Raw genomic sequence first — 12,430 nt, 5'->3', positions numbered from 1 at the left:
AAAGGCATGAGGCCATGCTACTCCACAGGTACTCAGTTTGGCTTTTCAAATGGCTTGTCGAAGGTGATTTTCGGGTCCTTCCACGGGCCTTCTACCTTGTACTGCACGCTGGCGAAACGCGAAACACGGTCGCCAATCAGCTTGTCGATCAGGAACAGCGCCCCGCCAATGGCCGGCGCGCCGACGATCAATGCAGCAATCGGCAGGTTGTTGGTGACCGGCAGCGTCACCAGCAACTTGGCATCGACGCGATCAGCCACCAGGTCCAGGGTGCCGTTGATCTCCAGGTTACTCGACGGGCCGGTCATGGTGATCGGCTCACGGGTTACAAACACGCCGTTACTGGCGGCCAGTAAGCCCTTGACCCGGTCATAACTCAAGCCCTTGCCAAGCAAGTCCGAGAAGTCCAGGCGCAGCCGGCGACCGATGGAGTTGAAGTTCAGCAAGCCAAACACCCGCAGGGCCTGCGCACCGCCGTCCACTTCAACAAACTGGCCTTTGCGGAAACTGGCGTCCAGGCTGCCGGAGAAACGCTTGGGACCTACCCAGGCCGGCGAACCCGGCCAGCGGCCGTCCACGTCCACGTGAAAATCTTCGCTGGTCACGCTCGGCGCAAATCCCCAGCCCTTGAGCACGTCGCCAATGTTCTTGCCATCGAGGCGGCCCTTGTACCAACTGCTGCTGGCACCGGGTGCACCTTCCCAACCGCCGGCGCCCTGGAGCACCATGCCCTTGAGCCCCAGGTTCAGGCTGTTGAACGCCATGCCCCTGGTGGTCGGGCGAACTTTCAGAGACCAGGCACCTACCAGGTCCGGGCCCTGGAACAACTGGGCAATCGAGATATCCAGCGCGGGAATATCCTTGGGATCAACATCAGCCAATGGGTCCGGCGCATTTTCATCCGCCTGCACGGTCGGATCCACCGCAGGCAGCTTCACGTATTGCAGGTTGACTGCAATCGGCGCGCCCTTGGCGTCCGGCAACCCCACGGTACCCTTGGCCTGCTGGCTGTCGAACTGCAAGCCCCAGGCAGCGGGTTTGCGGTCCAGCTGCAAGCTGACCTGGTCGAACTGGGTGCCGAAACCGGTCAGCTTGCCGACCTTGAAATCGGCCCCGCTCAACAACTGCTTGGCACTGCCACCCGGGTCGTTGCCGGCGTAGCGGTCCACGAGCTTTTTCCAGGGGTCGATATCCAGCTCCGACAACACGCCGCGGATTCGCAAGCCCTTGCCGGCCGGCAACACCGCATCGCCATCTCCCAGGAACAGCTCACCCCGGCCGTCGGCGAAATTGTCCGCCGGGGCGGCGAAGGTGAAGCTGCCCAACTCGCCATAATCGAACCAGTAACGGCGCTCCTTACCCTGCAAGGTCATGCGGAACACACTGTCGCGGCCCTGGCTCGCCGGCATGCCGAACGGCGCCGGCAGGTCCACGGCCACGCCCTTGAGGTTGGAGCTGACCATCAACTGGCTGTCGGCGCCATCGAGGTTGAGCTGCAATTGGTAGGGGATATCGCCGGACACCGGCAACGGCTGGCTGACCTTCAGCCAGTCAGTCAGCCGCTTGACGGTCACCTGCCCTTTCGCGGTGACGCGGGTGTTGAGGTCGCCTGGCTTGCCATCGGCGAAAATCTGCGCGGTGATCGGTCGGTCGAAGGCCTGGGCGCTGATGTTCTGGCCACTCAGGCCCTTGGCGCTGTCGAAGCGGAAATCACCCTTGAGCTGGCTCAGGTCCAGCGTAGGCTCGGCCAGTTGCAGGCGGGACTTGTCGGTCTTGAAATCCACCACGATCTTGGGATCGGCGCCCTTGGCCAGGGGAATATCCAGGTCCAGCTTGCCTTGCAGGTCGCCCTCGCCTTTCCAGCCGGCGAAGGTCGAGGCGGTGCCGATCGGCGCTTCCTGAAGGATTTTCAGGCCATCGCCCAGGCCACCGGCAAAGTTGCCGGTGAGCAGCAGGTGGCTGTCCTTGCCTTCGGGGGCGTGGGGAATGTTGACGTAGATATCATTGACCTTGGTGTCGAGCAGCTGGCCCTTGCTGGCCAGGATGCGCACGCCGCTTTCCTCGACAAACACTTCACCCTTGACCTTGCTCACGTGCGGCCAGCCCGGCTGGAATGCCAGCTCGGCATCATGCACCTTGAAGAACAGGCTGATATTGCGCGAGGCAGGCAGTGCGTCGTGGTTCAGCGAGCCTTGGTACTGGAAGAAGCCCTCGTCCACTGCACCCTTGAGAATCGCAGTGCGTAGCCACTCATCGAGTGCCGGGCTCAACACCGCCGGCAGGTATTTGGGGGTGAAGCGCCCATCGCCGTCAACCATACCGACCCGCAGGTCCATGTAGTCTTCCTGGCTATGGTCGAAATGCAGGCGAATCAGGAAGTCGGCGGCGACCTTGCCCTCCTCGCCCAGCACCTTGATATACGGCGCGATCAGGGTGAAGCCTTGCTTGTCGAGCTTCCACGTCAGGCGGGCGTTGGCCTGGATGTACTGCCAGGGCTTGGCGAAGATCGGAAACAGGTGCAAGGAGAAATCCTTGCTGTCCATGCGCAGCTCACCCTTGCCCAGGTCACCGCTGATGCTGCCGCTGACATTGCGGGCTGCCGGCGCGCCGAAGTAAGCGTCGAAACCAATACGGTCGAGGTTGGCCGCGAAGCTCACGCGCTGGTCGGTGGTGTCTTGAGGCCGATAATCCAGCGACACGTTCCGCAGCGTGCCAGTGGCCTTCAGATGATCCAGGGTGGTGGCCACGGCTTCCGGCAAGGGTGCCAAGGCGTGCAGCAATGGCGTGATCGGCGTCAGGTCGAGGCGATCGGCCTGCAGGTTCCAGACTTCCTGGGCCTTGTCGGTGGCCAGGGTTTGCTGCAGTTGCAGGCGCGATTCCCAGCGGGTGTCGCCGAGGTTCATTGCGAGCGAGTCAAACAGCACCTTGAGGCCGCTGTCACTGCGTTGCAGGTACGCAGTGAGGGCCAGGTTCTCAATATGAGTCGGCTTGCGATCGGCATAGCTGCCCTTGAGCTGCGGGGCGTTGAGGCGCACGGCGGCGCTTTGCACGGTGCCCTTGGCCCAGGTCAGCCAGAATTCGCCGCCAGCCTTGAGTTCGGTAAGTTTCCATTGCTGGGTCAGTTTTGCCGGGATCCATTTTGCCCAGTCACTCTGGGGCAAGCTCAGGTAAGCCTCGGCTTCGCCGCCTTTCCACTGGCTGGCGCGGATTCGGGTGCGCAGGTTCAACGCCAGGGGCTGGCCGTCGGGCAGGGTCAGGCGCGCGTCCAGGCGCTGGCGGTTGGCGCCGGTCTGCAGGCTCACGCCGACATAGGTCAAGGTCAGCGGAGCCTGGTCGAACGGCTGCAGCGTCACCTGGCTGTCGAGCAATGAAACCTGCCCGACCATTTGCATGCGCGTCAGCAGTTGTTCGGGATCCAGCGGCTGGTCATCCTGCACCGGCAGGCCTTGCAGCGCCCAGTGGCCGTCCTGGTCTTCCTTCAGGCTGACTTGCAGGCCGCTGACTTCCAGGTGGGCAATGCGCACTTCACGCGCCAGCAGGCTGGCCCAGATATCCGGCACCACTTGCACCTGGTCCAGGCGCAGGGCGCTGCTGCCCTCGCCGACCATCACGTCGTGAGCCAACAATACCGGCGCGAAGCCACTCCAGCGCCCTTCCAGGCTGCCGATGTTCACGGGCATATCCAGCGCAGTACGCGCCTTGGCCTCGATTTCGCCACGGTATTCCGCCACCAACGGCGTCAATTCACGGCCCAGGCTCACGTACACCGCCGCCAATACCAGCAGCAAGGCGCACAGGCCGAGGCCCCAGCGGGTCAATGCGGCAAAAAAGCGTATCAGACGCTCCATGTCAGGCGACCCTCAAAGGCAATAGTCGGACGGCAGATCAAGGCCTGCCCGTCTCGTTGATAAGAACTAACGCGAATCAGAGCAGCACCACGTCATATTGTTCCTGGGAATACATGGTTTCGACCTGGAAGCGAATGGTGCGCCCGATAAAACCCTCCAGCTCGGCTACGTTGCCGGATTCTTCATCCAGCAAACGGTCGACCACCTTCTGGTTAGCCAGGACTCTATAGCCCTCGGCCTGGTAGGCGCGTGCCTCCCGTAAGATTTCCCGGAAAATCTCGTAGCAAACCGTTTCCGGGGTCTTCAACTTACCGCGCCCCTGGCAACTGCTGCACGGCTCGCACAGCACTTGCTCCAGGCTTTCGCGGGTGCGCTTGCGGGTCATCTGCACCAGGCCCAGCTCGGTGATGCCGATGATGTTGGTCTTGGCGTGATCGCGCTCCAGTTGCTTCTCCAGGGTACGCAGCACCTGGCGCTGGTGCTCTTCGTCTTCCATGTCGATGAAGTCGATGATGATGATCCCGCCCAGGTTGCGCAGGCGCAGCTGGCGGGCGATCGCGGTGGCCGCTTCGAGGTTGGTCTTGAAGATGGTTTCTTCGAGATTGCGATGGCCCACAAAGGCACCGGTATTCACGTCGATAGTGCTCATGGCTTCCGCCGGGTCCACCACCAGGTAACCGCCGGACTTGAGCGGCACTTTGCGCTCAAGGGCTTTCTGGATTTCGTCTTCGACCCCATACAGGTCGAAAATCGGCCGCTCGCCCGGGTAATGCTCCAGGCGATCGGCGATTTCCGGCATCAGCTCGGCAACAAATTGCGTAGTGCGCTGGAAGGTTTCCCGCGAGTCGATGCGAATTTTCTCGATCTTCGGGCTGACCAGGTCGCGCAAGGTGCGCAGGGCCAGGCCGAGGTCTTCGTAGATCACGCTGGGGGCGCCAATGGTCTTGATCTGCGCGCCGATCTGGTCCCACAGGCGACGCAGGTAGCGGATGTCCATGAGGATTTCATCGGCACCGGCACCTTCTGCGGCAGTACGCAGGATAAAGCCGCCGGCCTCCTTGATGCCTTCCAGCGCCACGCAGTCACTGACCACCTTTTTCAGGCGCTCGCGCTCGGCTTCATCTTCGATTTTCAGGGAAATACCGACGTGGGCCGTGCGCGGCATGTACACCAGGTAGCGCGAAGGAATCGACAGTTGCGTGGTCAGCCGTGCGCCCTTTGAGCCAATCGGATCCTTGGTGACTTGCACCACCAGGCTCTGCCCTTCGTGCACCAGGGCGCTGATGCTTTCAACCGCAGGGCCTTCGCGCAGGGAGATTTCCGAAGCATGGATAAACGCAGCGCGGTCCAGGCCGATGTCGACGAACGCCGCTTGCATCCCCGGTAACACACGCACGACCTTGCCTTTATAAATATTGCCGACGATCCCGCGCTTTTGGGTGCGCTCGACGTGCACTTCTTGCAGAACACCGTTCTCTACCACCGCCACGCGCGATTCCATCGGCGTGATATTGATCAGAATCTCTTCACTCATGGCTGGGTCTCGTTCAGGCGTTTTCACAATAGTGACCGATCGCTTAAGGCTTGGCGCTGGAATACGGCGTTTAGCGCACGGTAAGGTTTTGCCAACAGGGTATGCCGAATTGGCCCAGCAGTTCTGCGGTTTCGCAGACCGGCAGGCCAACGACGGCAGAGTAGCTGCCATTGAGTCCGGCGACGAACACTGCCGCCAAGCCTTGGATAGCATAGCCGCCCGCTTTGTCCTGGGGCTCGCCGCTGTGCCAATAAGTGGTGGCTTCGTCCGCTGAAATCCTGCGAAAGCGCACACGACTGCTGACCAGCTGCGTTTCGCAACGCTGGCCGTCAATCAGGGCAATGGCCGTCAAGACTTCGTGTTCACGCTCGGAAAGGGCCAGCAACATGGCCAGGGCATCGGCTTGATCCACAGGTTTACCGAGGATCCGGCCGTCGAGGATCACGGCTGTGTCCGCGCCCAGCACACAGGCGCCGGTGGCATCGGCCAAGGTCGCTCGACCGGCCGCAGCCTTGCCGCGCGCCAGGCGTTCTACGTAGGACGCGGGCGATTCATTTGTAAGGGGAGTTTCATCAATGGCGGCGCTGACGACGGTGAACGGCACGCCGATCTGTGTCAGCAGCTCACGCCGCCTCGGGGAGCCCGAGGCCAGATAAAGCGAATTCATGCAGACTCTCCCTGTAGGGTTCGATAACCAGGCAGAGCCTCGCGATCCATTCAATTGATTTTATAGCGACGACGCAATCCACGCAGGCCAAAACTGACCCAGGGCCACAACAGCGCGCTGACCAGCGCGGGCAACACCAGCGCCAGGGTCGGTTGGCGGTTGCCGGTCAAGGCGCTAAGCCACAGCTGTACCAACTGCGCCAGGCCGAAGATCACCAGGATCACCAGGCACTGTTGCCACATCGGGAACATCCGCAGGCGCTGCTGCAATGACAGCACCAGGAAGGTAATCAGGGTCAGGATCAGCGCGTTCTGCCCGAGCAGGGTGCCGTAGAGCACATCCTCCATCAGCCCCAGGCACATGGCCGTGACCATCCCGACCTTGTGCGGCAGCGCCAGGGCCCAGAACGCCAGCAGCAAGGCGAGCCACAGCGGGCGCAGGATCTCCATGAATTGCGGCAGCGGCGAAACGCTGAGCAGCAAGCCGATGGCAAAGGTCAGCCAGACGATCCAGCCGTTACGCGAATGAGTACCGGCCATTATTCTTCCCTCTGCCGAGTGGTTGCCGGGGCCGCGGCCGGTGGTTTGGCGGCGGCGGGCGGTTTGGCAGCGGCAGGTGTTGCAGCCGCAGGCTTGGCCGGACGCGCGCTATGGGCCACAGGCTTGACCGGTGTCGCAACCGGCGCGGCTGGTGTTGCCGGAGCGGCTGCCGGGGCAGCAGGTGCAGCCGGTTTTGGCACGGTGGCCGGAATGATCGGCGCGGTGCCGTTTTGCTTGTCTTCCGCTTCCTGGGCCTGGGCGGCTTCGTTGGCACGCTCTTCCGGGGTGCGGTTGTCACTGAACACCAGCAACAGGTAACGGCTGCGGTTCAATGCGGCGGTCGGCACGGCGCGCACAATGGCGAACGGCTGGCCGGAATCGTGGATCACTTCCTTGACCGTCGCGACCGGGTAGCCTGCCGGGAACCGCTGACCCAGGCCGGAGCTGACCAGCAGGTCGCCTTCCTTGATGTCGGCGGTGTCTGCGACGTGACGCAACTCCAGGCGTTCCGGGTTACCGGTACCGCTGGCAATCGCCCGCAGGCCGTTGCGGTTGACTTGCACCGGGATGCTGTGGGTGGTGTCGGTCAGCAACAGCACGCGGGAGGTATAAGGCATCAACTCCACCACCTGGCCCATCAAGCCACGGGCATCGAGCACCGGTTGGCCAAGGACTACGCCGTCGCGCTCACCCTTGTTGATGATGATGCGATGGGTGAAGGGGTTCGGATCCATACCGATCAACTCGGCCACTTCGACCTTCTCATTGACCAGCGCAGAGGAATTGAGCAACTCGCGCAGCCGAACGTTCTGCTCGGTGAGGGCCGCGAGCTTTTGCATGCGCCCCTGCAGCAGCAGGTTTTCGGTCTTGAGTTTTTCGTTCTCGGCCACCAGTTCGGTGCGGCTGCCAAATTGACTGGCGACACCCTGATAGAGACGCTGCGGCAGGTCAGTGATCCAGTACGTCTGCATCAGGACCAGCGACATCTGGCTACGCACTGGCTTGAGCAGTGTGAAGCGGGCATCGACCACCATCAGCGCAACCGATAGCACGACCAGCACCAACAGGCGCACGCCCAATGAGGGGCCTTTGGAAAAAAGCGGTTTAATAAGCCGCTCCTCCCAGGCAAATGTTTTCTTTATTCATACGGCATCAAACCGGCCTGGATGCAGATTGAAGAAGATAAACGCCAACAGGCAGCACTGCAAAGTGCTGCCTGTGAGCGAAACATGGGCAAACCAGCAAATTCTTATTCGCTGGAGAGCAGGTCCATGGTGTGTTTATCCATCATTTCCAGTGCACGGCCACCGCCACGGGCGACGCAGGTCAACGGGTCTTCAGCGACGATCACTGGCAAACCGGTTTCCTGGGCCAGCAACTTGTCGAGGTCGCGCAGCAAGGCGCCACCACCGGTCAGTACCAGGCCACGCTCGGCGATATCGGAAGCCAGTTCCGGAGGCGATTGTTCCAGGGCGCTCTTCACCGCCTGAACGATGGTGGCCAGGGACTCTTGCAGAGCTTCCAGCACTTCATTGGAGTTCAGGGTGAAGGCACGTGGAACGCCTTCGGCCAGGTTGCGACCGCGAACATCGACTTCGCGAACTTCGCCGCCCGGGTAAGCGGTACCGATTTCCTGCTTGATGCGCTCGGCGGTGGATTCGCCGATCAGGCTGCCGTAGTTGCGACGCACGTAGGTGATGATCGCTTCGTCGAAGCGGTCGCCGCCAACCCGTACGGATTCGGCATACACCACACCATTGAGGGAGATCAGGGCGATTTCAGTGGTACCACCACCGATATCCACCACCATCGAACCGCGCGCTTCTTCAACCGGCAGGCCGGCACCGATCGCAGCGGCCATTGGCTCTTCAATCAGGAACACTTCACGGGCACCGGCGCCAAGGGCCGATTCACGGATGGCACGACGTTCCACCTGGGTGGACTTGCACGGAACGCAGATCAGCACACGAGGGCTGGGCTGCAGGAAACTGTTTTCGTGAACCTTGTTGATGAAGTACTGCAGCATCTTTTCGCAGACACTGAAGTCAGCAATCACGCCATCCTTCATCGGACGAATGGCAGCAATGTTGCCCGGTGTTCGGCCCAACATGCGCTTGGCCTCGGTGCCAACGGCAACGACACTTTTCTGATTACCATGGGTCCGAATGGCCACAACCGATGGCTCATTCAGGACGATACCGCGCTCGCGCACGTAAATAAGGGTGTTGGCAGTGCCCAGGTCGATGGAAAGATCGCTGGAAAACATGCCACGCAGTTTCTTGAACATGGGAAAGGGACCCTAGGCAACGCGTGGGTAAAAAAGTGCGGCAAACTCTAACAACGACAGGGATTTTGGGCAAGGCGCCAATGTGCTAAATTGGCCGACTTTCTGTGCACCAACCCCCACAATCGCGGCCATATGACCGTAGAAATGCGGTAGTGTTCCTACAATCTAACACACGGATAGCTTCCGTTCTGTTTTCCACTGGAGAATCCCATGGCGCTTGAACGCTCCGACGTGGAAAAAATCGCTCATTTGGCCTGCCTGGGCCTCAATGAAGCCGATCTTCCACAGACCACCGCAGCCCTGAACAGCATTCTCGGGCTGGTCGACCAAATGCAAGCCGTGAATACCGACGGCATCGAGCCCCTGGCTCACCCGCTGGAAGCCAGCCAGCGCCTGCGCGCCGACGTCGTGACCGAGCGCAATAATCGCGAGGCTTACCAGTCCATCGCGCCAGCGGTCGAAAACGGCCTGTACCTGGTTCCGAAAGTCATCGACTAAAGGGAAAGAGCCTGCAATGCATCAATTGACTCTGGCCGAGATCGCCCGCGGTCTCGCCGACAAAAAGTTTTCTTCCGAAGAGCTGACCACGACCCTGCTGGCGCGTATCGCCGAGCTGGACCCTAAGGTCAACAGCTTCATCAGCATCACCGAAGAGCTGGCCCTGAGCCAGGCCAAGGCCGCCGACGTACGTCGTGCCAACGGTGAGAACGGCGCCCTGTTGGGTGCGCCGATTGCCCACAAGGACCTGTTCTGCACCCAGGGCATTCGCACCAGTTGCGGCTCGAAGATGCTCGACAATTTCAAGGCGCCCTACGACGCCACTGTGGTCGCCAAGCTGGCCGCTGCCGGGGCCGTGACCCTGGGCAAGACCAACATGGACGAATTCGCCATGGGCTCGGCCAACGAGTCGAGCCACTACGGCGCGGTGAAAAACCCGTGGAACCTCGAGCACGTGCCCGGCGGTTCGTCCGGTGGTTCGGCAGCCGCGGTTGCCGCTCGTCTGTTACCTGTCGCCACGGCCACCGACACTGGCGGCTCGATCCGCCAACCGGCCGCTTTCACCAACCTCACCGGTCTGAAACCGACCTACGGTCGCGTTTCCCGCTGGGGCATGATTGCCTACGCCTCCAGTCTCGACCAGGGCGGCCCCCTGGCACGCACCGCTGAAGACTGCGCAATTTTGTTACAAGGCATGGCAGGCTTCGATCCGCAGGACTCCACCAGCATTGATGAACCCGTGCCGGACTACAGCGCCAGCCTGAATACCTCGATCAAAGGCCTGCGCATCGGCGTGCCGAAAGAGTATTTCAGCGCCGGCCTCGACCCGCGCATCGCCGAACTGGTGCACAACAGCGTCAAGGAGCTGGAAAAGCTCGGCGCCGTGATCAAGGAAATCAGCCTGCCGAACAACCAGCACGCGATTCCGGCCTACTACGTGATCGCGCCGGCAGAAGCGTCCTCCAACCTGTCACGGTTCGACGGCGTGCGCTTCGGCTACCGCTGCGAAAACCCGAAAGACCTCACCGACCTGTACAAGCGCTCCCGTGGCGAAGGTTTCGGCGCGGAAGTACAACGCCGGATCATGGTCGGTGCCTACGCCCTGTCGGCCGGCTACTACGACGCGTACTACCTCAAGGCGCAAAAGATCCGTCGCCTGATCAAGAACGACTTCATGGCTGCCTTTAATGAAGTCGACGTGATCCTCGGCCCAACCACGCCGAACCCGGCCTGGAAGATCGGCGCCAAGACCGGCGACCCGATCGCCGAGTACCTGGAAGACCTGTACACCATCACCGCCAACCTCGCCGGTCTGCCGGGCTTGTCCATGCCTGCAGGTTTCGTCGATGGCTTGCCGGTGGGCGTGCAACTGCTCGCCCCGTATTTCCAGGAAGGCCGCCTGCTCAATGTGGCGCACCAGTACCAGTTGAACACTGACTGGCACACTCGCACCCCTACCGGCTTCTGAGGAGAACACTATGCAATGGGAAGTCGTGATCGGGCTGGAGATTCATACCCAGCTCGCCACCCAATCGAAGATTTTCTCCGGTAGCGCCACCACGTTCGGCGCAGAACCCAACACCCAGGCCAGCCTGGTAGACCTGGGCATGCCCGGCGTGCTGCCGGTGCTGAACCAGGAAGCGGTGCGCATGGCGGTGATGTTCGGCCTCGCCATCGATGCCGAGATCGGCCAGCACAACGTGTTCGCCCGCAAGAACTACTTCTACCCCGACCTGCCCAAGGGCTACCAGATCAGCCAGATGGAATTGCCGATCGTCGGCAAGGGCTACCTGGACATCCCGCTGGAAGACGGCACCATCAAACGTGTCGGCGTGACCCGTGCGCACCTGGAAGAAGATGCCGGCAAGAGCCTGCATGAAGAATTCAACGGCGCCACCGGCATCGACCTGAACCGCGCCGGCACCCCGCTGCTGGAAATCGTTTCCGAGCCGGACATGCGCAGCGCCAAGGAAGCCGTGGCCTACGTCAAGACGATCCACGCGCTGGTGCGTTACCTCGGGATCTGCGACGGCAACATGGCCGAAGGCTCCCTGCGTTGCGACTGCAACGTGTCGGTGCGGCCAAAAGGCCAGGCCGAGTACGGCACCCGCTGCGAGATCAAGAACGTCAACTCGTTCCGTTTCATCGAGAAGGCGATCAACACCGAAGTACGTCGCCAGATCGAGCTGATCGAAGACGGCGGCAAGGTGATCCAGCAGACCCGCCTGTACGACCCGAACAAAGACGAAACCCGCGCCATGCGCAGCAAGGAGGAAGCCAACGACTACCGTTACTTCCCCGATCCGGACCTGTTGCCGGTGGTCATCGAGGACTCGTTCCTGGCTGACGTGCGCGCCACGCTGCCGGAACTGCCACCGCAGAAACGCGAGCGTTTCCAGGCGCAGTTCGGTCTTTCGGTGTATGACGCAAGCGTGCTGGCGTCGAGCCGCGAGCAAGCCAACTACTTCGAAAAAGTCGTGAGCATTGCCGGCGACGCCAAACTGGCGGCCAACTGGGTGATGGTTGAGCTGGGCAGCCTGTTGAACAAACAGGGCCTGGAAATCGACGAAGCACCGGTGTCGGCAGAACAGTTGGGCGGCATGTTGCTGCGGATCAAGGACAACACCATCTCCGGCAAAATCGCCAAGACCGTGTTTGAAGCCATGGCCGCCGGCGAAGGCAACGCTGACGAGATCATCGAAAAGCGCGGCCTGAAGCAAGTCACCGACAGCGGCGCGATTTCGGCCGTGCTCGACGAGATGCTGGCAGCCAATGCCGAGCAGGTTGAACAATACCGTGCGGCGGATGAAGCCAAGCGGGGCAAGATGTTCGGCTTCTTTGTCGGCCAGGCGATGAAAGCCTCCAAAGGCAAGGCCAACCCGCAACAGGTCAACGAACTGCTGAAAAGCAAACTCGAAGGCTAAACGCGGTGAAATGGTCGGAGCAGGACCTCACGTCCAACTCTGACCCCTTGTGGGAGCGGGCTTGTGTGGGAGCGGGCTTGCTCGCGAAAGCGGTGGATCAGTCAGCCTATTCGTTGCCTGACACACTGCATTC

At 61.4% G+C, this 12,430-nt stretch carries 9 protein-coding genes; 3 read left to right on the top strand and 6 right to left on the bottom strand.

Annotation, left to right across the window (positions count from 1 at the left end; translation table 11 throughout):
- Positions 1-32: 32 nt before the first annotated feature.
- The 6 genes from HX869_RS12045 to mreB all read right to left on the bottom strand — a co-directional run bounded on the left by HX869_RS12045 (position 33) and on the right by mreB (position 8,875).
- Positions 33-3,848 (bottom strand): YhdP family protein, encoded by a 3,816-nt coding sequence (locus tag HX869_RS12045; RefSeq protein WP_178903133.1) that lies wholly within the window; start codon positions 3,846-3,848, stop codon positions 33-35.
- Between the two features lie 76 nt (positions 3,849-3,924).
- Positions 3,925-5,382, bottom strand: coding sequence for a ribonuclease G (rng, locus tag HX869_RS12040; RefSeq protein WP_003216085.1), 1,458 nt, complete (start codon positions 5,380-5,382; stop codon positions 3,925-3,927).
- 70 nt (positions 5,383-5,452) lie between these two features.
- The gene (locus HX869_RS12035) at positions 5,453-6,049 is read right to left on the bottom strand and encodes a nucleoside triphosphate pyrophosphatase (protein WP_003216083.1); all 597 of its coding nucleotides are present in this window, start codon (positions 6,047-6,049) and stop codon (positions 5,453-5,455) included.
- 50 nt (positions 6,050-6,099) lie between these two features.
- Positions 6,100-6,588 (bottom strand): rod shape-determining protein MreD, encoded by a 489-nt coding sequence (mreD, locus tag HX869_RS12030; protein WP_003216081.1) that lies wholly within the window; start codon positions 6,586-6,588, stop codon positions 6,100-6,102.
- Positions 6,588-7,697: a rod shape-determining protein MreC gene (gene mreC, locus HX869_RS12025; protein WP_080673268.1), complete on the bottom strand. Its 1,110-nt coding sequence runs from the start codon at positions 7,695-7,697 to the stop codon at positions 6,588-6,590. Before mreC ends, mreD begins: the two co-directional genes overlap by 1 nt.
- Before the next feature lie 140 nt (positions 7,698-7,837).
- The gene (gene mreB, locus HX869_RS12020; protein WP_002555108.1) at positions 7,838-8,875 is read right to left on the bottom strand and encodes a rod shape-determining protein MreB; all 1,038 of its coding nucleotides are present in this window, start codon (positions 8,873-8,875) and stop codon (positions 7,838-7,840) included.
- Positions 8,876-9,085: 210 nt separating this feature from the next.
- On the opposite strand from mreB, the gene gatC reads away from it, so the two are divergent.
- From gatC to gatB, 3 genes are read left to right on the top strand one after another with little or no spacing between them, the layout of a single operon-like run.
- A complete protein-coding gene (gatC, locus tag HX869_RS12015; protein ID WP_003216077.1) occupies positions 9,086-9,373 on the top strand; it encodes an Asp-tRNA(Asn)/Glu-tRNA(Gln) amidotransferase subunit GatC in 288 nt (95 codons plus the stop codon).
- A gap of 16 nt (positions 9,374-9,389) precedes the next feature.
- Positions 9,390-10,841, top strand: a complete 1,452-nt coding sequence (gene gatA, locus HX869_RS12010) for an Asp-tRNA(Asn)/Glu-tRNA(Gln) amidotransferase subunit GatA (protein WP_178903132.1) — start codon at positions 9,390-9,392, stop codon at positions 10,839-10,841.
- Between the two features lie 10 nt (positions 10,842-10,851).
- Positions 10,852-12,297 (top strand): Asp-tRNA(Asn)/Glu-tRNA(Gln) amidotransferase subunit GatB, encoded by a 1,446-nt coding sequence (gatB, locus tag HX869_RS12005; RefSeq protein ID WP_003216073.1) that lies wholly within the window; start codon positions 10,852-10,854, stop codon positions 12,295-12,297.
- Positions 12,298-12,430 lie beyond the last annotated feature (133 nt).

This window comes from Pseudomonas sp. P7779 (genome assembly GCF_013386315.1).
Classification (GTDB): Bacteria; Pseudomonadota; Gammaproteobacteria; order Pseudomonadales; family Pseudomonadaceae; genus Aquipseudomonas.
The sequence above is the reverse complement of the archived record's forward strand: the minus strand, read 5'-3'. Positions and strand labels throughout refer to the sequence as shown.